At 63.5% G+C, this 22,106-nt stretch carries 21 protein-coding genes and 2 tRNA genes; 16 read left to right on the top strand and 7 right to left on the bottom strand.

Going from position 1 to position 22,106, the window contains the following annotated elements:
* Positions 1-254 precede the first annotated feature (254 nt).
* Together MKK54_RS02960 and MKK54_RS02955 are read right to left on the bottom strand one after the other, a co-directional pair.
* Positions 255-2,087, bottom strand: coding sequence for a site-specific integrase (locus tag MKK54_RS02960; protein WP_244009029.1), 1,833 nt, complete (start codon positions 2,085-2,087; stop codon positions 255-257).
* A 93-nt stretch (positions 2,088-2,180) separates the two neighbouring features.
* Positions 2,181-2,257 (bottom strand) — tRNA-Ser (locus tag MKK54_RS02955).
* Positions 2,258-2,400: 143 nt separating this feature from the next.
* Between MKK54_RS02955 and MKK54_RS02950 the strand changes: the two genes are divergently transcribed.
* The gene (locus tag MKK54_RS02950; protein WP_244009027.1) at positions 2,401-3,654 is read left to right on the top strand and encodes a tyrosine-type recombinase/integrase; all 1,254 of its coding nucleotides are present in this window, start codon (positions 2,401-2,403) and stop codon (positions 3,652-3,654) included.
* Between the two features lie 143 nt (positions 3,655-3,797).
* On the opposite strand, the gene MKK54_RS02945 is transcribed toward MKK54_RS02950, so the two are convergent.
* From MKK54_RS02945 to MKK54_RS02935, 3 genes are all read right to left on the bottom strand, one after another.
* Entirely contained in the window at positions 3,798-4,907 is a 1,110-nt protein-coding gene (locus MKK54_RS02945) for a hypothetical protein (RefSeq protein WP_244009026.1), read from the bottom strand.
* Positions 4,908-5,047: 140 nt separating this feature from the next.
* Positions 5,048-5,356, bottom strand: coding sequence for a hypothetical protein (locus MKK54_RS02940; RefSeq protein WP_244009025.1), 309 nt, complete (start codon positions 5,354-5,356; stop codon positions 5,048-5,050).
* A gap of 97 nt (positions 5,357-5,453) precedes the next feature.
* Positions 5,454-5,672 carry a hypothetical protein gene (locus MKK54_RS02935; protein ID WP_244009024.1) on the bottom strand — a complete coding sequence of 73 codons (219 nt, stop codon included), beginning with the start codon at positions 5,670-5,672 and terminating at the stop codon, positions 5,454-5,456.
* Positions 5,673-5,951: 279 nt separating this feature from the next.
* Between MKK54_RS02935 and MKK54_RS02930 the strand changes: the two genes are divergently transcribed.
* The 15 genes from MKK54_RS02930 (at position 5,952) to MKK54_RS02865 (ending at position 18,388) form a co-directional block, all read left to right on the top strand.
* Entirely contained in the window at positions 5,952-6,581 is a 630-nt protein-coding gene (locus MKK54_RS02930; protein WP_244009023.1) for a S24 family peptidase, read from the top strand.
* A 159-nt stretch (positions 6,582-6,740) separates the two neighbouring features.
* A complete protein-coding gene (locus MKK54_RS02925) occupies positions 6,741-7,361 on the top strand; it encodes a hypothetical protein (RefSeq protein WP_244009022.1) in 621 nt (206 codons plus the stop codon).
* A 4-nt stretch (positions 7,362-7,365) separates the two neighbouring features.
* Positions 7,366-7,620 (top strand): hypothetical protein, encoded by a 255-nt coding sequence (locus MKK54_RS02920; RefSeq protein ID WP_244009021.1) that lies wholly within the window; start codon positions 7,366-7,368, stop codon positions 7,618-7,620.
* Between the two features lie 300 nt (positions 7,621-7,920).
* Positions 7,921-8,610, top strand: a complete 690-nt coding sequence (locus tag MKK54_RS02915) for a hypothetical protein (protein WP_244009020.1) — start codon at positions 7,921-7,923, stop codon at positions 8,608-8,610.
* Complete coding sequence (locus MKK54_RS02910) at positions 8,607-8,894, top strand: hypothetical protein (RefSeq protein WP_244009019.1); 288 nt, start codon at positions 8,607-8,609, stop codon at positions 8,892-8,894. Before MKK54_RS02915 ends, MKK54_RS02910 begins: the two co-directional genes overlap by 4 nt.
* A gap of 14 nt (positions 8,895-8,908) precedes the next feature.
* The gene (locus tag MKK54_RS24470; protein ID WP_279597142.1) at positions 8,909-10,159 is read left to right on the top strand and encodes a DUF927 domain-containing protein; all 1,251 of its coding nucleotides are present in this window, start codon (positions 8,909-8,911) and stop codon (positions 10,157-10,159) included.
* The gene (locus MKK54_RS02905) at positions 10,152-11,519 is read left to right on the top strand and encodes a DUF927 domain-containing protein (protein WP_279597141.1); all 1,368 of its coding nucleotides are present in this window, start codon (positions 10,152-10,154) and stop codon (positions 11,517-11,519) included. Before MKK54_RS24470 ends, MKK54_RS02905 begins: the two co-directional genes overlap by 8 nt.
* Positions 11,520-11,527: 8 nt before the next feature.
* Complete coding sequence (locus MKK54_RS02900; protein ID WP_244009018.1) at positions 11,528-11,833, top strand: hypothetical protein; 306 nt, start codon at positions 11,528-11,530, stop codon at positions 11,831-11,833.
* Positions 11,834-11,941: 108 nt separating this feature from the next.
* Positions 11,942-13,183 (top strand): phage portal protein, encoded by a 1,242-nt coding sequence (locus MKK54_RS02895; RefSeq protein ID WP_244009017.1) that lies wholly within the window; start codon positions 11,942-11,944, stop codon positions 13,181-13,183.
* The gene (locus tag MKK54_RS02890; protein WP_244009016.1) at positions 13,180-13,716 is read left to right on the top strand and encodes an HK97 family phage prohead protease; all 537 of its coding nucleotides are present in this window, start codon (positions 13,180-13,182) and stop codon (positions 13,714-13,716) included. The genes MKK54_RS02895 and MKK54_RS02890 overlap by 4 nt, the downstream gene beginning before the upstream one ends.
* A 10-nt stretch (positions 13,717-13,726) precedes the next feature.
* Complete coding sequence (locus tag MKK54_RS02885; protein WP_279597140.1) at positions 13,727-14,872, top strand: phage major capsid protein; 1,146 nt, start codon at positions 13,727-13,729, stop codon at positions 14,870-14,872.
* Positions 14,873-14,884: 12 nt separating this feature from the next.
* Entirely contained in the window at positions 14,885-15,328 is a 444-nt protein-coding gene (locus MKK54_RS02880; RefSeq protein ID WP_244009014.1) for a hypothetical protein, read from the top strand.
* A 451-nt stretch (positions 15,329-15,779) separates the two neighbouring features.
* Positions 15,780-16,403 carry a hypothetical protein gene (locus tag MKK54_RS02875; RefSeq protein WP_244009012.1) on the top strand — a complete coding sequence of 208 codons (624 nt, stop codon included), beginning with the start codon at positions 15,780-15,782 and terminating at the stop codon, positions 16,401-16,403.
* Between the two features lies 1 nt (position 16,404).
* Complete coding sequence (locus MKK54_RS02870) at positions 16,405-16,812, top strand: phage terminase small subunit P27 family (RefSeq protein WP_244009011.1); 408 nt, start codon at positions 16,405-16,407, stop codon at positions 16,810-16,812.
* Positions 16,784-18,388 carry a terminase large subunit gene (locus tag MKK54_RS02865; RefSeq protein WP_244009009.1) on the top strand — a complete coding sequence of 535 codons (1,605 nt, stop codon included), beginning with the start codon at positions 16,784-16,786 and terminating at the stop codon, positions 18,386-18,388. Before MKK54_RS02870 ends, MKK54_RS02865 begins: the two co-directional genes overlap by 29 nt.
* Positions 18,389-19,245: 857 nt before the next feature.
* On the opposite strand, the gene MKK54_RS02860 is transcribed toward MKK54_RS02865, so the two are convergent.
* Both MKK54_RS02860 and MKK54_RS02855 read right to left on the bottom strand, forming a co-directional pair.
* Positions 19,246-19,322: transfer RNA gene (locus MKK54_RS02860), tRNA-Arg, on the bottom strand.
* A 675-nt stretch (positions 19,323-19,997) separates the two neighbouring features.
* Positions 19,998-21,620, bottom strand: coding sequence for a methyl-accepting chemotaxis protein (locus MKK54_RS02855; protein ID WP_244009007.1), 1,623 nt, complete (start codon positions 21,618-21,620; stop codon positions 19,998-20,000).
* Positions 21,621-22,106 lie beyond the last annotated feature (486 nt).

Genomic DNA, 22,106 nt, shown 5'->3' with positions numbered 1-22,106 from the left:
AAGACCCCGAGCCCTCCTCCCGAGTGAACACCGAGAGGCCGAAGGGGATAGTGGTCTGATGAGCGGAGCGGGGACCGGCGCAGGATGTCGTGCGGCTACCGGCGAAGCCCCGACAATCAACGACGAGCGAAGCGAGAGCTGCAATGGGCGGAGCCCAGCCCTAGCGCCACCGCCCCGATGCATCATTGGCGGCCGAGACCGCGCCGCTCTCCGCCGGGTCACGAACGCGCGGCATGGGACCCATCACGGACGGCTTACGCTCGTTCCCCCCGTGCCCGCCTCCGCCCGCCCCTCTTCGCGCTGTGATCCGCCCCGCAGGGCTCCCAGACTAGACCCCGAACCGCCTCGGGAGCGGCGATTCGCTCGACCTCCCTGCCCAGGGCCGCCAGCCCAAAGCCCTGCCCGTACCCTCGGCCTACGCCCACATGCGCATGGCCGGTCAGCGCATCGTGCGTCTCCTCTCCGAGTCCCGCGTCTCGAGCCAGCCGCTTGAAGGTGTGCCGAAAGGAGTGGAAGACTTTCCCGGGCTCCCCGACCCTCGCCTTCCCGTGTAGGAAGCGTGTGAACCACTGAGACCACGGCCCACCCCGGCGCCCGGCGTTGTCGCTGTCTATGTCAGGCCAGAGGGGCGCCGTCAGTGCGGCACCGCCGTTCAGGAGGCTTTGGCGGTAGCGCAGCAGCCCAATCCGTGTCAGCTCTGAGTGCACCGGTACCTTCCGGCGTGAGGAAGCCGTCTTGATGCTTCTCCCTCCCGCCGTACCGATGTCGATGTGCCAGACGCCAGACTCGTGGTCCTGCGCTAGGTCCGCGATCCGCAGGGCCGACAACTCGCCCTGGCGGGCCCCCGAGAGAAGGGCAATGAGGGGCAGCCAGTAAGCCGCCTCACCGCCGCCGCCGAGAGGCCGTTCCCCCTGGACGAAGACCCCCGTCCCAAAGATGGCCGTGAGGTCCGCTGACGTGAATGGCTGCCGCTCCTCCGCCACCCTCTCATCGACGGCCAGCTTGAGGCCCCGCCCGAATGGGTTCTTGAAGCCTTGCACATTGTCGAGCCGTCCGGCGGCTTCCGCGTGGCCGACGATGGCGGAGAGGAGGTTCAGAACCTTGTTGACCGACCCAGCGTGCTGCGGGGAGTAGCCCGTGAGGTCCCGAGCGAGGAGGTCGCGCAGGGGCAGGCGCCGCAGCTTGTTCGGCATGCGAATGGGGACGCGGCCGAGCGCATCGCGAAAGTCCCGCGCCATCTCCCGGGTGAGGTCCCCGAGGGCAACGTCGCCATGCCACTCTGTCAGCCGGCGCACCGCGTAATCCGCCTCTAGGACTGTGCCTGAGGTCGGCGCCCGTCCGCCCCTGAGCCCGCTTCCCGCCTTCCACGCCTCATAGGCTTCCGACAACTTCGGGCCCCGCTTGGCACTCGGCGCTGGCGTCGAGACCACCTCGCCCTCCTGGCGCCTCAACAGCAGCTCGTAGGCCGTCACATGCCCCCGGAGGACCGCCATGCCAGCTTGGTAGTATTCCTCCGTGGTGGGATCGCAGGGCACGCCCCGGTGCCGCAGCAACGCCCGCAGCTCGGCGTCCACGATGCTCGGGTCAGACCGCGAGAGGGCCCGCCGGTAGTCGGCCGCCAGCAGCTCAAGGGCCTCACCGTGCCCGCTGTGCTGGTCCTCCGCCATGCCTCGCCGCCCGAAGGTCACAGGCACGAGGTCCGGCCACTGCGCCCGATCCGCCGGGATTTGGTGCTGCCTCCGTGCGTCGCCATCCGACCGGTCGGCATCGTCGGCGGCAAGGAGACCCGCCACCACGTCCGCCTCGACATCCTCGGGGCGCACGCACGGCGTGGTCACCGCGCGGGGCAGCGAGACCGCCTCCCCACGTATCGCCCGCTCCGCATGCTCGAAGTCGGCGTCGCACTCGGCTTCAGGTACGCGCTTGAGGCGCTTCGCCTGGGCGTGATCCTTCGTCCGCAGGCTCCGCTTCCACTCGCGCTTACCCGTCCAAGGGGCCGGCATGAAGGGGCGCAACGCCTCGGGGATGGCACGCCGGAAGTAGTAGGTGCCAGCAGGATCGCGGTGAACGTACGACATCAGCGCCATGGCCCGTTTGCACCACCGTTCTGTACGAGCGGCGGTAGGGCAAACTACTGATCTATGCGGAGTTTCCCGCCCAGTAAGGACTTAGGGGAGGCTTGGCGCACCCGACACGATTCGAACGTGTGACCTTTGCCTTCGGAGGGCAGACCTAGGGAGTTTTCCCGGATTTTCGCAGAATGGCGTAGGATAGATAAGGCGTTCAATCAGAACGATTTTCGGCCCTGGCGCGATGGCGCGCAGTTTCCAACCATTTCCCGGAACGGCGTTTCTGTGGTGACACTACGGTGACACCGCTATCCGCAGGCAAAGGTTGGGAATGCCGAAACTCACTAAGAAGATTGTCGACGCCGCGGGCCCGCGTGAGGCGCCGTTCTTCCTTTGGTGCACCGATCTGCCGGGTTTTGGCGTCCGCGTGTTCCCGAGCGGCCGACGGGTCTACTACGCCGACTATCGGACCAGGGCCGGCACCCGCCGCCGCATGTCCCTCGGCGCGCACGGCAAACTCACCGTCGAAGAAGCGCGCAAGCTTGCGATCGTCACGCTAGGCGACGTGATCCGTGGCGAGGACCCAGCCGAGGAACGCGCTACCCGCCGCGGCTCGATGACGGTAGCCGAGCTGTGTGACGCCTATCTTGCCGCAGCCGACGCTGGCTTGGTCATGGGCAAAGGCGGCAAGGCAAAGAAAGCGTCCACTCTCTACGTCGACCGGGGAAGGATCGAGCGGCACATCAAGCCGCTGCTCGGCAAGAAACTCGTCGTCGATTTGACCCAACCGGACGTTCAGCGGTTCGTCCGGGACGTACAGGCTGGGAAGACGGCCGGCATCGTGAAGACGGGACTGCGGGGCAAGGCGGTGGTCGAGGGAGGCGCCGGTACAGCAGCGCGCACCGTGGGGTTGCTGGGCGGTATCCTCAGCTTCGCGATCAGCGAGCGCGTCATCAATATCAATCCTGCGGCAGGGGTCCGCAAGCCGGCCGGCAAGAAGCGGACGCGCCGCCTGAGTGCCGAAGAGTACGGCTCCTTGGGAAAGGCGATCGCGGAGATGCTCGAAGGCGCCGAAGAGCGATGGCAGGCCGCCGCTGGGGTTCGCCTCCTGGCTCTGACCGGTTGCCGCCTGGGCGAAATTGTGAAGCTGCGATGGTCTGAGGTGGATCGCGCCAATCACTGCCTAAGGCTGGAGGATTCAAAAGAGGGCGCATCGGTGCGACCGGTGGGCAGCGCCGTGCTGGGGCTTCTAGATGAGCTACAGCGGGCGCCAGGCTCGCCCTACGTCCTGCCGGCTGCACGGGGTTCCGGAGCCTTCACAAGCCTCGACGACGCACTGGAGCGGATCATGGCCCGTGCCGAACTAGATGGTGTCACCGCCCATACCCTTCGGCACTCGTTCGCTTCGACAGCCGGGGATCTCGGGTACAGCGACAGTACGATTGGTGCGATGCTCGGCCATGCCGGCAGCACCGTCACCAGCCGATATGTGCACCACCTTGATGCGGTGCTGATCGCTGCGGCCGACCGCGTGGCAGCCCAGATCGCTGATGCGATGGGCGGTGAACCTGATCCGCAAAGCTGAAACCGTTCCCGGCCACACCATATCGGTGGGGAACAAGGGGAACATGGGGCACAAGCTGGAAAAGCGATGATGTGTCAGATGGTTATCGTTTGGCCTTGCATGTTCCCCAAGCCCTTACGGATTGGGGAACATGGGGAACGAACTTAATCTTCTCCCTTACGCTTACGTGTCGGGGTCGCTTTGATGATCCTCGCATCCAGGACCTCATCACCTATCTGCCGAGCTCGGATATCGAGAGAAACCGTTTTCTTGTCCATCAGCCGTTCTCGCAAAATCTTGCCGTACTTTTCCAAGACGACTTGATCCTCAATTGTTGCGACGATCAGCCGATCGTTAGAAGCCTCTCTCACCTTGAAGGTGAAGCCATTTTCCCCCGAGCCATCTATCGCCTGGACGAAAAAACGCTCTTTTATACGTATGTCTTGCGAGTTACGACGCGAGACCTGCCTTATTTCTTGTATAACGTCGTTACCAATCTTTTTGCCCTGTATCGTAATACTTTCGGCGCGCAGTGACTGACGGATTAATGTGTCATATGAGTTCATGCTGTCATCAAACATGATCGTCACGCCATCCACGACTTTGCCGGCATTAGTCAGGATATTCGACTTTCGCTTGGTCTCTTGCGTGTCGTCGACAATCTTCTCAAGGGCGCTCATGACTCTGGCGTCTTTTGTGGCTGCGATTTCCGTTCGCTTCGTCTCATTTTCGGTTAACAGGCGGGTGCGATCTGTCTCGGCACGCGATTTGATCTCGACAAGCTTCTCCTCATTCACCCCGTTGATGTACAGCGTCGCTACGCTGTGCGAGCCATAGAGCAGCGCCAGAGAAATCAACAGGATCGTGACGTGCTTCGCACTCATCTTGTCGGCCAACTTGCCTGCGACTTGTTTGAGTACATCAATAAGTTCCGCCTGTAAATCTGAGCTACCTTCCTCAACCGTGAATATAAGCTCAAAATCTTTCTTTTCAATGTCAGTCAAACGGCGGGCATCAGCTGCTCCGCGCAAGATTAAGGCAACAGATCTATAAAATGAGCTCTGTACCTCAACGATACCCTTCATCACAGAAGGCGTTATAGTCTGCTTGAAAATGTCGCCCTTGAGCAATATTTCAAGCTTCGCCCAGTCTGCTTTGTCAAAATTGAGATTTATTTTACTGGGATCAATAGTTCCGGCAACAATAGCTTCCAGCGTATCCCAAGCCTCTTCTTCGGTCTTGAGAGATATCGTTTCCTCACCAGATGTTGCCATATTCTTCTCGCGGACTACGTCGACGCGGCACATTGCACGCCGAACCTCCGGGCTTCAATTGCTCGCCGAGGATTCAGTACGAAGAATTCGCTTTGTCCCGTTCGCCCACGCCTGAGCGGCGTTCCTGATGTTGGCACTAGCTATTTGAGCGGTTTGACAGTGCGAGTGTCCAGGGTCGCGATCAGGGGCTTGATCATGGTGATCTTGCTGGCCTTCTTCGAAGAGCGGGCCCCCGCGGACCTGCTTGCGTCATCGAAGATGGCCGATCCCAGCATGGTGATTCTGTAGCGCTTCAGGCCAAGGCTCTCAGGCGCCTCAACGACCCAGCCCTTGCTGATCATGTTCTGGATCGTGACCGTACCCGCTCGACCCAGCTGTGCGCCATACTCCTCCCCACCCAAGCACAGCGCGCGAAGAGCATCCATCTCGCGAAAGTCAGGCTTCGTCATGTACTTGTCTCCGTATCAAGGGCCTCTGACACCTGTGATCGAAGTACCACGAGGCGCAGGAAGCGTGGAGCCCTATGATGGATGTAGTTTAAGTGTCTTAGCAGAAGATAACTTTGCCTGGATTTCTAGCTGCGATGTTTCCGGCGTCAAGCGCAGTAAGTCTGTCGGAGTTGTGGATTTTCAAAGTGGCCCCGGCAGACAGTCGGGCGGCAATATTACCTAAATCAAGGGGAGTGTATCTGCTGCCATCAACCTCCAAACTACCTCCGCGAGCGGCAATATTTCCAAGATCAAGAGCGGTTTTGTTGGTCATCATTTTGATTTAGTCCCTTCCAGGCTAATCGTCTAACCGCTTCAGGTCGCGAGGGCTTTGGGTCAGGCTGGCGTGAAATCCAACCATCAACAGCCTCAAGATCTGAGGGTTGGAGACGAACACCAATTAGGGTGCCCGTGCCCTTGGGTCGAGGCTTGCGGCTTAATTTCATGTTAACACGAGTTGCGGCGGGGTTGTCCTCGTGTTAACACGAGTTCGGCCCAGCGGGAAGGTAGTAGCTCCCGCGCCGGGCCTAACCACAGTCGTCTCTGGAGAACGATCATGGCTGGAAACGCCAATAGCACACCTGTGCCTGCCGCAGTACGCCCACGTCAGGTCGGGCGGGTTACACAAGCCATCCGGAATATACGAGGGCACCACCCCGATCCGGCAGATGCCGCCATTCAAGCCATCGAGGAAGGCCTGGATCTACACTTCGCCAATGAGGACAGGGAACAAGGCCCCTCCTGCGCGTCGCGCCGTAGACCTATTCGGTCCAGCTTCGACCCTAACGCCATGAAAGGGTTCTATGGCCTAAAGGTCGATGGCAAATGCCTTGAGCCAATCTATTTGGACAAGTGCATTTTGATGTTCGACCCGACTGAACCTTATCGCGCTGACGATTATGTGGTGATCCATTTTAAGCGAGAGTTTCTGGGTCCTAATCAGCATCAGGCTATCGTAAAACGAGTAGTTTTCGCGGTTAGGCCCAGCAGTGGCGGAAATATCGCCCCCTGTTTGATCGTCGAGCAGTTAAACCCACAACGGACGTTCGCTATTGCCTGGGAACACATCGAGGCAGTGCATAAGTGCGTTGGGGTGATGCCGGACGATCGCAGGACTAACCGGCTTACCTACGCCGAGGAACATGCTTACGCACTCGCCGCCCGGTGCGGCATGTCTCGGCGCTGATGCTCCGGCCCGGCCTTCCTTGCGATGGCCGGGCCAACGGCTCAAGCCCACAAGCCAGAACTTCGGGAAAATCCCCGAGTTTCCGTTGACATGTCGCTAGGTGGTGGTATCTCTTGAAGACGCCGGGATTTTCCCGAAGTTTCTCGTGAGATTCCAGAAATGAAACTGACCACCTTTTGCGGGCATTTGGTGCCCCTGCTCGACATGCCGATGAGTGATTTCACCGAGCTTCAGCGGGCGCTGAAGGAACAGTCACCCCATTTCAACCCAGAGGACAAGCTCAACAAGGCGATCCGCGCCTACGCGGAGGAGGCCGGCATCTCCTTTGATCCGAACCTCCTCAAGGGTAAGGCTGGTCCTGGCGGGGGCATCGAATTGGATGCCTTTCGTGCAGCCTTTTTCCTACTAGCCGTCACACTCAACGGCCCGCGAAAGAACAGCTCCACCGCGACGTGGCTGACTTGGCACCTCAATCAGGAGGGATCAGAGCTTTCTGGCTGGGGAGACAACTGGAAGCCCACCATCAAACTGTGTCCCTTCACCGGGCAGCACCTCTTCGGCGAGGCGCTGAAAAAGATTATCGAAGATGGTTCTCTGGCAGCGCGGGTCAATGAGGTTCGGGTTGCCTCCGATCTGACCGCAGAAATCCATTACGACAACGGCAACATCTCGAAATTCGAGAAGTCCTATCGCGATACCTCTCCGCATTTGTATCGATTAGCGGTGGTCAACGGCATGGTCTGGCAAGCCGCTGCCGAGCTCGTGAAGCGGGAGGGTTAAAGCCGTGGATAGCAACTTCACCAATCTGCCGTCCCACCTCCGCAAGCCGCGCCTCCGCCGTTGGGAAGCCGCCGAGTACCTGAAGCTGGTCCACGGGATCGAGGTGGCGCCGGCCACCTTGGCGAAGTGGGTCACGGTCGGCGGCGGCCCCTCCTACGAGAAGGTGAACCGCACCCCGCTGTACCCGACCGCTGGCCTTGACGCCTGGGTGGTCGAGAAGCTGACCACCCCCGTGCGGAACAGCAGCCAGTCGGCCTAGCACCGCCCGAATCCATCAAAACGAACTGGAGGACATCACCATGCGCATCTCAGCGCAGGGCAGAGGCTGTGTGCCGTCAGGCCCTCAAAACCAGACTGCCGCCCCGGGGGTGAAGGCCCGGAACGGCAGGAAGAGCGAGCAGGCCACGAAACCTCTCACCCGGACCTCAAACCATAAGCCGCCGGCCCTGACAAGACAGACCATGATTGCCCTCTTCACCGACGAGGGCGTGTTCTGCGGCTTCACCCTCTTCAACCAATCCAGCGACGCCCGCGCTTTCCTGCGGGCAGGAGGAGCCGCGTGAACGCCAACCCCATCGGCCACATCCCGAGCCCCTACGGCAAGCCGGTCGCCGTCTTCCAGGACGAGCAGGTGCCGGGCGGCTACGTCCACGACCTCGACGGCTGCATGGACATCGCCGGCATCCACGATCCGCTTGCCCGAGATCGGTGCAAGACGGAGCTGAAAGCCAAGTGCGCCCAAGGCGGCATCCGGTTCGAGATCTTCCTCGAGCACGGCGGGCGCATGGTGCCGAAGGTGCCCCTGACGAAGCCGAGCGAGCCGGTCTATCCGACGCTCCCTCGCGACATGTCGATGGACATCCCGACCGAGAACTGGGCGACCCTCGCGATGGACCAGCCGCATTGGTGCAAGCGCGCCGAGGCGATGCTCGACATCCTCGGCAGCAACCTGGAGCAGGTGAAGGAATGGGATGCTCCGCCGGAGGTGCTGGCGATCGGCTTGTCCCTCCTGCTCACCGCGTCGCTCGAACACCTCGTCGAGGATGAGATCGACTGCATTGAGGCCGCGGCGTTCTACGCGCTGACGACGCACCCGGCATGGTCGAAGGCCGGCGTCGAGTGGCTGAAGCCATTCCGTACCTCGTGGTTCGCCGACTGGATTGCGGCACGGCCGGCCTACCGTGAGTTCGCCGGCCTCTGTCGCAACATCAACACCACCCTGCCGGGTTGGATCGCGGGGGGAGCATGATCGACTTCGCTCGCATCAACGCGGCGGCGCTCACGTCCCTTCCGGTGCTGCTCTCGCGGTGGCTCCCGGACGGGCGGCGCGAGGGAGGCGAGTGGGTCGCCCGCAACCCGCGCCGGGCCGACCGCAAGCCCGGCAGCTTCAGCGTCAACATGACGACCGGGAAGTGGGCCGACTTTGCGACCGGCGACCGCGGCGGCGATGTGGTGAGCCTTGCCGCCTTCCTCTCCGGCACCGGGCAGGTCGAGGCCGCGCATAGCCTCGCCGACATGTTGGGGGTTCGCTGATGGAATCCACCGGGATGTTCGCCCCGATCTCCGATGAAGAAACGGCTGCGGTTCAAGCGCCCGCGAGGAAGGCCTCGACAAAAACGCCGATCTTCCCGGTGCCCGAGACCGCGCCGCCGATGACGTTCAAGCACCCGAAGCTCGGCGTCCCGTCACAGTCCTGGCCGTACCGCGACGGCGAAGACCAGCTCGTGGGCTACGTCTGCCGCTGGGATTTCATCGGTGCCGACGGCGAGCCGACGAAGGAGATCCTGCCGGTCACATACTGCGATCTCGGCAACGGCCGCGCTGGCTGGCGGTCGAAGGGCATCCCGGCTCCGCGGCCCCTCTTCGCCCTGCCGGCGATCCTCGCCAACCCCGAGTGCATCGTGCTGATCGTCGAGGGCGAGAAGACCCGTGACGCGGCACGCGACCTGTTCCCCGAGGCGGTGGCTACCACCCCGGCACACGGGGCGAAGTCGCCGCACCTGACCGACTTCAGCCCCCTGGCCGGGCGCACGGTCATCATCGTGCCGGACTACGACGAGCCCGGCCGGACGAACGATAAGGGTCACGCCCTGCATCCAGGGAAGGACTTTGGAGACAAGGTGCTCGAGCTCGCGCAAGCCGCCGGTGCATCGCAGGTGCTTCGCCTCGCACCAGCGATCTTCGCGACCTGGAAATGGCTCGACGGCCAGCGAGTCGTGCGCGGTGAGCCGATCCCGGATGGCTGGGATCTGGCCGATGCCATCGAGGAAGGCTGGACCGCCGAGACGGTGGCGGCGCTGATTGCCGAAATGGACGCGCTCCAGCCGTACCGGATTGAGGAGGAGAACGAGGCCGAGGCGGATACGGGCGAGGGCTATGTTTGGCCGTTCCGGCTGGCGCATAGCGGAGTCGAGAAGCGCGTCGAGCGCGCGGACAGGGAGACCGGCACTGTCACCGTCGAGTGGAAGTGGTTCTGCTCTGCCCTGGAGGTAGGCGCGGAAACCCGGAGCGCCGAGGGCGAAGAGTGGGGCCGGCTGCTTCGTGTCACGGATCGCGACAACCGGGTGAAGGACTGGGGCATGCCGATGGCGATGCTCGCCGGGGACGGCACCTCCTACCGTGAACGCCTGCTCTCGCTCGGCCTCGTCATGGCGCCGGGCAAGTTCGCCCGAGACGCCCTGCACGAATACATCTCGACGGCGCGACCCAAGACCAAGGCCCGGTGCGTCGGCCGGGTCGGATGGCACCTGCGCGCCTTCGCCCTGAGCAACCAGACGGTGGAGCAAGGCCATGGGTGAGCGGATCATCTTGCAGACGAACGGCGCTGTCGATCACGCGCTGCGCGAAGCCGGCAGCCTGGAGAGCTGGCAGGAGCAAATCGGACGGTACGCGGTCGGCAACTCCAGGCTGGTGCTTGCGATCTCGACGGCGTTCGCGGCACCGCTGCTTTACCCAACCGGATCGGAGAGCGGTGGCTTCCACTTCCGGGGTGGCTCTTCGACGGGGAAGACCACGGCTTTACACGTCGCCGGCTCGGCCTGGGGCGGCGGTGGTATCCGCGGCTACGTTCGGACGTGGCGCGCCACCTCGAACGGGCTGGAGGGCGTCGCGGCCATGCATTGCGACTGCCTTCTGTGCCTCGACGAGATGGGGCAGGTAGACGGGCGCGAAGCTGGCGCCATTGCCTACATGCTGGCGAACGGCGTGGGGAAGACGCGGGCGAGCCGCACGGGTGAGGCCCGCCCCCCGGCTGAGTGGCGTCTCCTGTTCCTGTCCAGCGGCGAGCTGAGCCTTGCGGACAAGATCGCCGAGGACGGGCGCGGTCGCCGGGTCGCCGCCGGGCAACAGGTGCGTATCGTCGACATTGCGGCCGATGCCGGCGCAGGTCTCGGCATGTTCGAGAACCTGCACGGCTTCGAATCTGCAGACGCCTTCGCCCGTCACCTGAAGATGGCCGCGAGCGAGCACTACGGCCATCCGACCCGGCGCTTTCTTCAGTCTCTCGTCGACAACTTCGACGGTCTCGCGCCGATCGTGAAGGGCCATATCGACGAGTTCATAGGCGAGCATTGCCCGAAGGGTGCTGACGGCCAGGTGAGCCGCGTCGCAGCGCGCTTCGGATTAGTCGCTGCAGCCGGTGAGATGGCAAGGGTGGCCGGGGTGCTGCCTTGGCCGGAGGGCGAGGCCACGAACGCAGCGGCGAGGTGCTTCCGGGATTGGCTGACGGCTCGTGGCGGTGTCGAGCCGGCGGAGGAGAGCGACGCCATCGCGGCCGTCCGGCGGTTCGTCGAGATGCACGGCACATCGCGGTTCGAAGCCATGGGCGACCTGATGCCTCGCAACGGTCTCGGTGACACGATCGACCAGCGAATAACGAACCGTGTCGGTTTCCGGCGGCGCTCGGAGGGCGGTGGTATCGAATACCTTGTGCTGCCCGAGGCGTGGCGGACCGAAGTGTGCGCCGGCCTCGACGCGACGATGGTCGGCAAGATCCTGGCGAGGCGCGGCCATCTCTCGATCGGATCGGACGGCAAGCCGCAGGTGAAGGTCCGGCTGCCCGGCTTCGACAACCCGGTACGCTGCTACGTCATCACGGCCGGCATCCTCGGCGACGAAGAACGCCGACCGGCGACCGCCGCCTCCGCAGCGCAGTTCTAGGCCGGGCCATGGCGACCTTCGCGCGGTTTGCCGCCTTTGCCCCCAAGGGGCAGGCTGTTCCCCATGTTCCCCAAGCCACTAGGACGTGGGGAACAGGACGGGAGGCAGGCAATAACAAGCAATCACAATTACTTAGCCATCGCGTTCCCCTTGTACCCCATGTTCCCCCTCGAAACGACGTACCCTGGGACGAAGAGGACTGGCAGGCGGCCTTCGACGAGCGCGCCGGCATCCTCGAATACGACGAAGGCCTGTCTCGGCTTGAGGCCGAGGCGCTGGCACGGGAGCAGATAGACAAGCAACGACGCGCTTAGGCGTGAAATTTCATGAAGTAGCGCGAAAATCAAAGTCGGGCCATGTGCCCGCTTTTTCTTTGACTTGGTAGAATCTTCCATAATCTTCCCTGCATCGCGCAGGTGAAGATGTGCAAGAAGTCCCGCCGCAAGGCTGAGCAGCACGAAGAGAAAGCCTGGACGCTCGACGCGCCGGGCGACGAACTGCTGGCCCTGTTCGGTGCTGGAACTACCACCGCGTCGGGTGAAGCGGTTGGACCCGAGAGCGCGCTCCGTGTGCCGGCCGTGGTCGCCGCGGTTCGTACCATCGCCGAGACCCTGAGCAGCCTCCCCATCCACGTTTACCGCCGAGGAGCCGATGGCTCCCGCCAGCGCGATCGTGACCATGCCGCTGCGAAGGTGCTGGACCGGCCGGCGCCTTGGCTCGGTCCCTATGAGTTCAAGCTCCGGCTGATCTTCGATGCCATCCGTCACGGGCAGGCCTTCGCTGTTGCGGCCCGGGCCGGCGGCACGGTGCGAGAGCTTCACCGGATCGTCCCCGGCGGAATGCGGGTGGAGTACGATTCCGCCACGGGCGAGCCGAACTACAAGCTGAGCGGCCAGACCGGGGGCGATCGGACCTATCGCTGGAGCGACGTGGTTCATCTCGTGCCGGTGCCGAGCGATGGCGCGCCGGTCTCGCTGATCTCGCTGGCGAGAGAGGCCATCGGCTTCGCCTCGACCCTGGAGAAGCACGGGGCTCGGCTGTTCGGAAACGGCGCGCGTCCCTCGGGTATCCTGAGTTTCGAAGAGAAGCTGAGCCCGGTGGAGATCAAGAACCGGGTGGCGGTGTGGAACGCGGTTCACGGTGGCGGTCGCTCCGGTGGCACGGCCGTGATGGATCGCAAGGCCACGTACACCGGCCTGACGCTCAACTCCGTTGACCTCCAGTACCTCGAACTGCGCCGCCATCAGGTGCTGGAGATCGCTCGCGTCTTCCGGGTGCCGCCGCACATGCTGGCCGAGATGGACCGAGCCACGCACGCCAACTCGGAAGAGCTCGGCCTTCAGTTCGTGGCCTACTGCATCCGCCCATGGTGCGACCTGATCGAGGGCGCGCTCTCGCGGGTGCTGTTCTCTGAAGCAGAGCGGGACACGCACTTCGTCGAATTCCAGCTCGACGACCTCCTCCGCGGCAACATCCTCCAGCGCTTTGACGCCCTCAACAAAGCGATCGGTGGCCCGTGGCTCACTCCGAACGAAGGTCGGGCCGTCGAGAACCGACCGGACATCGAGGGCGGCAGCAAGCTCAACCTGCCGCAGGGTGTGGCCGCGCCGAGTGATGCGCCAGCCACGGCCGAGCCTCACGCCAACCTCCGGGCCGTCGCATGAACATCGAAATCACCTCCGGTATCCACCTCGACACGAAGGCCATCGGCGACGACGGCACGTTCGAGGGCTATGCGTCCGTCTTCGGTCACATCGACTCGCATCGGGACATGATCGAGGTGGGCGCGTTCAAGTCGTCGCTCGCCGAGCGCCCGGCGGCGCGCGTGAAGATGCTGCGCCAGCACAAGCAAGACGAGCCGATCGGCGTCTGGATCTCGGCTGCCGAGGACAGCAAGGGCTTGCATGTGAAGGGGCGTCTCATCCGCGAGGTGCCGCTCGCCGCACAGACCTACGCGCTGATGCGCGAGGGTGCCCTCGACCAGCTCTCCATCGGCTTCCGCACCAAGCGTGACCGCTTCGACCGCAAGGCCGGCGTGCGCCACGTCGAGGAGGTCGACCTGCGGGAGATCTCCGTCGTCACCTTCGGGTCGAACGACAAGGCCGCGATCTCGACCGTCAAATCCATCCACGATCCCGAGCGCGCGAAACGCATCGTCGCCGCTCTCAACCGCGCCACGGCGGCGCTGCGCTCCTAAGGACAGACCAATGAACTATCAGAGCCGCCACGCGCTCGACGCGCTGGAAACCAAGGCCGAGGGCGACGCTCCCGATGTGGAGAAGGCGATCTCGGATCTCACCGCCACGTTCGAGACCCGCATGGGCGAGGTGAAGACCGAGTTGAAGGCGCAGAAGGATCGCGCTGACGACCTCGAGGTGAAGCTCAACCGCCCCGGCGCGCGGGACCGTAAGGACGGTGAACCCACACCCGAGCAGAAGGCCTTCGTGGGTTTCGTCCGTGGCGGTCGCGAGTCCCTGGCGCATGACGAGGTCAAGACGCTCCGCGTGGCTGACGACACGGCCGGCGGCTACCTCGCGCCGGACCAGTTCACGACCGAGCTCCTTCGCGACCTCGTGCAGTTCTCACCCGTACGTGCCGCTGCGCGCGTCGCCAGCATGTCGGCCGGCGCCATCAAGATCCCCCGTCGCACGCAGAAGATCACGGCGAAGTGGGTCGGTGAGATCGAGGAGCGCCCCCGAACCGAACCGGCATACGGCCAGACCGAAATCACGGCACACGAGATGTCCTGCTACGTGGATGTCTCGAATCAGCTTCTCGAAGACTCGGCTCTCGACATCGCCGCCGAGCTGTCCTTCGACTTTGCAGAAGAGTTCGGACGCCTGGAGGGCGAGGCCTTCGTCATCGGCGACGGCAACAAGAAGCCGCTCGGCGTGCTGACGGACCCGACCGTTCCGTCTGTCGCCTCCGGGGACGCGACCAAGATCACCCCGGATGCTCTGATCGCGGTGATGTACGCCCTGCCGGCCTTCTACCGGAACCGCGGCGCGTGGATGCTGAACGGCCCGAGCATCGGCAAGATACGGCTCCTGAAGGACACCGTGGGCCGCTTTCTCTGGCAGGACAGCCTCACCGAGGGCGAGCCGCCGACCCTACTCGGCCGACCCGTCATCGAGGCCGTTGATATGCCCGACATTGGAGCTGGCACCACGCCCATCGTCTTCGGCGACATCCAGTCCGCCTACCGGATCTATGATCGCGTCGGCCTGTCGATCCTGCGCAACCCCTACACCCTCGACACTTACGGCCAGACTCGCTTCACGGCACGCCGCCGCGTCGGTGCGTCGGTCGTACGTCCTGAGGCCATCCGCAAGCTGCGCATCGCGGCGAACTGAGGAGACACCAACATGCGCGACTGGACCCACAACTTCGGAGCGGTGAATGCCATCGCTCCCGCTGTTCTGACAGACGATCCTGCCCCCCTGACGATCGACCGTTCCGGCTTCGATGCCGTGACGTTCGTTCTGCAGGTTGGTGCCGGCGGCATCAGCTTCACGAACACGAACCGGATCGACTTCGTCGTGGAGCATTCCGACGATGCCGTGACCTGGGAAGCCGCCGACGCCAGCAATGTCCTCGGCGTCTCGCCTGTGGTCGGCGGCAACGTCCTGTCCCTGCGCTCGGCCCATCCCGATGCCTCGGTGACGCGCGTCGGCTATGTGGACGGCACCAAGGGTGATCGTCGTTACGTCCGCCTGCGCGCCGACTTCAACGGCACGCACGGGAACGGCACGCCGATTGCCGCACTGGCCGTGCTCGGCAAGCCGCGCAACCTCCCGGCCGCAGCCTGACCATGGGCCAGCGCGCACCACGCATCTGCGGCTGCGGCCACAAGATCGCGCCAGGCGCGCGCTGCGCCTGCCAGGTGAGGCGCGCCCAGGAGGCCGAGCGCACTCGCCCGACGGCTCGCCAGCGTGGCTACACCTCGAAGTGGGAGCGCGAGAGCAAGGCCTTCCTCGCTCTGCCTCCGAACAGGAAGTGCGCGTGCGGCTGCGGTCGCGATGCCGATGTGGTCGACCACAAGCAGGCTCACAAAGGCGACCAGCGCCTGTTCTGGTCTCGCTCGAACTGGCAGCCGATGGCGAAGGGCTGCAACAGCCGCAAGGCGGTGCGCGAGGAAGGCGGGTTCGGCCGCCGGCGCAGGGTAGGGGGTACCCTCGGAATTTCGAATGCAGGGGCCTCGGACCGCATGGGGTCCCTTACGCGCAACACTACGGAATTGAGCAAATCGGGCCTCCCGCCATGCGAGTGACCGTCATTACCCCACCGGCCATCCTGGTTTCGGTGCCGGACGCGAAGCTTCAAGCTCCGGTTCTGGCTGCTTCAGACGACATTCGGGTGGCTGCGCTCCTCGCCGCGGGCCAGTCTCGGATTGAACGCTCATGGGTCGGCCGGGCCTTCGGGACACAGACGCTCGAGGCTCGACTCGACGGATTCGACGAGCGCGAAATAGCGTTGCCCTGGCCGCCGCTACGCCGCGTCTTGTCGATTACGGGCATCAGCGAGGCCGGCACAGAGCATGTGGTCGATCCGGCGACCTATCTCGTCTTCGGGATCGGCGGCGCGGGCGGGTCAGTGGCGCCGGTTGGCGGTCGCTGGTCACCTATACCGCGCCGACCGGAGGCGATTCGCATCAGGTACGAGGCTGGCTATCAGGCGGACGATCCGGCACTGGACGCGCCACGGCACGCCGTCGTCCTTATCGCTACACAGCTCCATGCCCTGTCGGCACAGGAGCTCTCTCTGCGGAGCGAGACCGTTGAGGGCGTTGGCGAGACGCAGTGGACAGTCTCAGAGGCCGCCGGAAAGCTGATCGACGCTGCGGTGGCAGACCTCCTCGGCGGCTTTGCGGTTTGGGCTTGCTAAGATGCGCGGTCGCAAACCCGATCTCCAAGCGATCGAGGGCGGCCTCGCGTCGGTCCCGCGGGCACCCGCTTGGTTGCCGACAGAGGCAAAAGAAGAGTGGAAGCGCGTTCTCCCGAGCCTCATCAAGCGCCGCATCCTGACGGCGGCCGACATGGGCACAGTCGAGAACTACTGCCTCGCCGCTGGCACGATCCGGCGGTGTCAGGTCACGATCGCTACCGAGGGCGACACGGTGGAGACGAAAGAGGGCAGCAAGCGCCACCCGGCCTTCCAGACCCTTGGGCAGATGATGACGGAGCATCGACGCCTTGCGGCCGAACTCGGCCTGACGCCGACCTCCCGGAACAAGGCGGGCAAACCGCCGGACGGAGAGGATGGCTATGACGCTTACGCCGACCTGGGCATTTGACGACAGCGTGATCCCCGACCCGCACGGGCGGGCCGCGAACATGCTGCGCTTCGCCGACATCTTGCGGCATCCGAAGACGGACGGTCCCGACCGCCGGCCTCTACGCTCCCGCTGGCAGCGGCGCATTATCGAACGGATCTACGGACCCTCGACGGAGGACGGGCGCCGGCAGGTCTCGACCGTGTTCGCTCTGCTCCCTCGGGGAGCACGCAAGACGACGCTCGCCTCCGTCCTGGCGCTCGGGCACACCATCGGGCCCGAGCAACGCCCCGCCGGCCAGGTGATCTCAGCGGCTTCAGACCGGACGCAGGCCCGCATCGCCTTCGACGAGGCCGCCGACATGGTGCGCGCTGATCCTCGGCTCCTGGCCGCGACCCGACTGCGGGATACGAAAAACACCATCGTGCACGGCAAGAGCCGCTCGACCTACGTGGCGATCTCGGCTGAGGGCGATGCCCAGCACGGCAAGACGCCGAGCTTCGTCCTGGCCGACGAGCTTCACGTCTGGCGCGGCTTCGGCCTCTGGAACGCGCTAAAGACCGGAGCCTCGAAGACGCCGGGATCGCTCACCGTCGTCATCACCACGGCCGGCGAGAGAGCCGAGGGGATCTGCCACGACCTGTTCCAGTACGCCCTGCGTTGTCACCACGACCCGGATCGCGACCCGTCTTTCCTGCCGATCCTGTTCCAGGCAGACGCAAACTGCGATTGGCTCGACGAGGCGGTATGGCAGGCCGTGAACCCCGGCCTCGCCGAGGGCTTCCCGGACCTCGACGAGCTGCGATCCGAGGCGCGCATCGCCCGCGAGCTGCCGCAGCTCCGCGAGGGCTTCAAACAGACGCATCTCAACATCTGGCAGGACGGGTCGGTAGGCGGCTGGATCGAGATGGCGGTCTACGACGAGGCCGGCGGCAAGATCGATTCGAAGGCGCTGGTCGGCGAGCCGTGCTGGATCGGCGTCGACCTGTCGAAGAGCTACGACCTGACCGCTATCGTGGCCGTCTTCCTCGACGAGGCTGGCGGCTTCCAGGTGCTGACCTACGCATTCCTGCCGGAGACTGCCTTCCGGCGGCGGTGCGAGGAACTGCCCGACGTGCCGCTGCGGCAGTGGCGCGAAGCCGGCGACCTCACCATCATCCCCGGGGACCTGATCGACGACGACGTGATCGAGGGGAAGCTCCGTGAGCTGTGCGACCGCTTCGACGTGCAGGAGATCGCTTTCGACCCGAAGTTCGCGGCGAAGATGATGGCTCGGCTGATCGAGGACGACCTTCCCGCCGTCGAGGTGCAGCAGCGCCCCGTCATCATGGGGCCGTTCTACAGCGAGCTTCAAAAGGCGATCATCGGCCGGCGCTTCCGGCACGGCGGACATCCGGTCCTGCGCTGGTGCGTGCAGAACGCGGTGCCGATCTACGGCGACACCGGGCTCCCCTACATCTCGAAAAAGAAGAGCACGCAAGCGATCGACGCGCTAGTAGCGGCGGCGATGGCGACGGGCCGGGCAGATGCAGCAGGCGGCCAACGTTCCGTCTTCGATGGAGCAGATTTCGATCCGAATTGGTGCGTAGCGTTTTAGACATCGCCACAGCGATTGTGGTCCGCGAAGTCGTCTTCACTGAATCCAACACACCGCGTTGCGAATCAAGCGACAGAGAGGGCTGCAAATCAAAAATATTCCGAAGGATCCGGATGTTGTTTGAGGCAAATTTATTGTAATCAGAATTTGTTTCGATCGAATCAGAGGAGGATTCTATGTCAATTTTTGAGGTTAAGATCGAAATCGCAGGACGGCCAGTTGAGAGTATTGTCAAAGAAGGTGTGATTGCCTCAATCGAGATTGGATCTCATCATGATCAAGCTCGAACGCCTGAACATCGAGTCTGTTTATTGGTGGGAAACAGAGATGGCGGTCCTGTAGCCTGGATTCAGATATCTGAATTCAAAAACAACGCTTTCAGCCTTCAAGCAGAAGGATTTATTGGCGATGTAGCAGGGTTGGATACTACCCACGGCATCCGGGGTACGGTCACGCAAGCACGGGGTGAGAAGGGACAGAAGCAAGCAAGCGCTGAGTTCGGCACCCTTGGCTGTTGCACTTCCTACGGGAATGGATGTTACGTAACCTGCTGCAACTCCTGCTGCTCGGATTCAACCCGATGCCCAGGCGCCAGTTGTTGCGGGTAGGCCGCCATTTGGTTTCGCTGTGGTTCCTCTCAAATCCATGCGCGAAGGGCTCGCTACGGCGAGCCCTATCTGTTTCGCTGAATTGAAAATGCGATTTTGCGGCAGGTGAAAGAATTCCACAGCTCGCCCCGAATCTCGGGAAATCACATTTCACCATAAAGCGCCGCCTGCAAATCGAATTTAGGTGACACTGTGGTGACACCAATCTTCGCTTATCAGCTGTCAAAAATGCTAAGTCATTGAAAAAATTGGCGCACCCGACACGATTCGAACGTGTGACCTTTGCCTTCGGAGGGCAACGCTCTATCCAGCTGAGCTACGGGTGCTGACCGTGTCGCTCTGGTAGCCCATGTGCTGGCCTGACGCAACGGGGCTGTGGAAGCCTTCACGGCAACGAGTCCAGGTGAACGGCTTGGCCCGACAAGGTGGTCGAGGATGGAGGTTTGCCATCCTGCGGCTTTGCGGGTGGTTTCGATGGAGCGTTTTCCGCGCCCGGCGCGGACGATGTTGATGGCGAAGCGGTGGACGAGGGCCATGTTGCGGGCGCCGTGGCCGCGCCGCAAACGGGAGAGGTCTTCCTTGAGGACGACGTCGAGGCCCAGTGCAGGCTCTCGATGCCCCCATGGCTGCGGCTGGCGTGAGCCTGCGCGGTCCGGGGTGAGGTGGACCGAGGCGATGAAGTAGCGGGTCCGCGCGCTCAGCCGACCATGCTTTTCGACCCGGGTCGTCGCCTTGACCAGGGTGCGCAGGGTGGGAAAGCGCGGCTCAGGATCGAAACCTCATGAGTTCATAAAGCCCCCCTACGCAGAGGCGGAATTTCCGGGACTTCGATGCTCTCGATGGGGGGCACCACTTCGTCGCCGAGTGCCGGGCGACGCCGATCCGGTGGGGCCGGGAAGCGCAGTCCGTCCCAGCTGTCGTCGGCCTGCTCGATCCGAAGCACCGCCCCGGACGGATGCGCAAGACAGGGGCGGCGACGGATGGAAGAGCCGGGTCGGTCCTCATGCGGCCCGCACGGTCTTCAGGAAACGCGCCACCTCGGCCGAGAGCTGATCGGACTGGCGTGACAGTTCGGAGGCCGATACGAGCACCTGGCTCGCGGCCGCTCCCGTCTGCTCGGCCGCATCCGCCACGCCGGCAATGTTGTCCGTCACCTCGTTCGTACCGGTCGACGCTTCAGCGACGTTGCGCGCGATCTCTTGCGTCGCAGCACCCTGCTCCTCGACCGCGGCCGAGACCGACGTTGCCACGTCATTCATCTCGCGGATGCTGGTGCTGATCGTGCTGATCGCAGCGACCGCGTTCCGGGTCGTCTCACGAATCTGGCCGATCTGCCCGGCGATTTCGTCCGTCGCACGCGCCGTCTGGCCGGCGAGTTCCTTGACCTCGGCGGCGACGACCGCGAAGCCGCGCCCGGCCTCGCCGGCGCGCGCCGCCTCGATGGTGGCGTTGAGCGCCAAGAGGTTGGTCTGGTTGGCGATCGAGGAGATGAGACCGATGACGTCGCCGATCCGATCCCCTGCCTGGTTGAGGGCCTCCATCAGCGAGGATGTCTCATCCGCCTCTCGCACGGCCCGTTGTGCGATGCCGGTCGAGGTCGCGACCTGGCGGCCGATCTCGAGCACCGAGGAGCCGAGCTGCTCGGCTGCGGCCGCGACGGTGTTGACGTTGCCGGCGGCCTGTTGCGCCGCCGCGGCGACGGTCGTCGCCTGAGAGGCGGTCTCGCTCGCCGTATGGGTCATGCTCGAAGCGGTGGTCTGCAGCTGTGCCGCCGCGCCGCCGAGTTCTCCGACCACACCGGTTATCAAAGTCTCGAAATTCTGGACGTTGATGGCCATTGCCTCGGCCTGTCGAACGATGCGGGCTTGACCGGCTTCACTTTCCGCCTCGAGGTGAGCCCGCTTGATCGCATTGTCACGGAAGATCAGAACCGTGCGTGCCATCGCTCCGATCTCATCCCGGCGCTCGACCTCCGGCACCGCCACATCCGTGCGACCGTCCGCGAGCGCGGCCATGCTGCGCTGCAAGCGGTCCATCGGACGCACGATCGAACGGATCATCAACGCGGAGGCGATGACGAGGCTCAGGAAGATGGCGGCGGCGATGGGGCCGAGGCGCCAAACCTGCTCCCGGATCAGGCCGGACAGCTCCTCATAGTGATCACCGGTCGCGACGACGATCTTCCATTTGGGATTGTACTGGAAAACAGTGATCTTTGGCGTTGCCTCGGTATCACCCAACTTCACCCACATATACCGGATCACGGCAGACCCGTCCTTCATTGCCTTCGGCAGCATATCTGCGAACCACAGGAAGCCGTTGCTGTCGGCAGCTTTGCTGACGTTGGCTCCCACCTTCTTGGGGTCTATATGAACTTGGATGATGCCCTGCTCATTGATCACGACGTAGAAGTTGTCGCCTCCGTAACGCATCGCGCCGATGGCGGAATAAGCCGCTGACCGCGCGGCCTGTTCGGTCATCTCGCCCCGCTCGCTGCGTTGCCTGAAATTTTCGATCATGCTGGCCGCCGACTCGGTCATCTGCCTCAACCGGCCGACCCGCTGATCCAGCATGGACTGGTATTGATAGTAAAGCGCCGTCGCCAATATGAGGGGCAGGCTCAAACAAGCCAAACCAACAAGCAGATATAGCTTTTTTGGTATGTTCATAGAAGACATCACGGACCAAGTCTTAAGAATTTTCGCTGTTATTTATCTATACTTGATATATCTTAATAACCCATGAGAGATTTTTCCTTGAAGGGGATGGCTTGTGACCGAACCGCGGCTTGCGCGCCGGGCATGTCGCAAACCGGGCCGCAGACCGCAGACGTGGATCGGCCGTCCAAATCCCCAGAGCTCAGCGGCCGCCATCACACGGAGCCGGTCTTCCACGGCATTCGGCACCTGAACTTCTTCAGGTTTTGCGACGCTCCGCCTCTGGAGAAAACATTCACGACACAGACGATGTGATACCGTTTCCGGTTGATTAGTTCGGTCTGGCAGGCTGTGGCCACCAATGGAAGAGTGTGTTGGCGCGCAGGATGTCTGGTTGGGCTTCGAGGTCGCGGCAGCGTTGCTCGATGCGGTCTTGGATCTCGGTCAAGCGGT

It is taken from the genome of Methylobacterium sp. J-068 (genome assembly GCF_022829445.1).
Classification (GTDB): domain Bacteria; phylum Pseudomonadota; class Alphaproteobacteria; order Rhizobiales; family Beijerinckiaceae; genus Methylobacterium.
The sequence above is the reverse complement of the archived record's forward strand: the minus strand, read 5'-3'. Positions and strand labels throughout refer to the sequence as shown.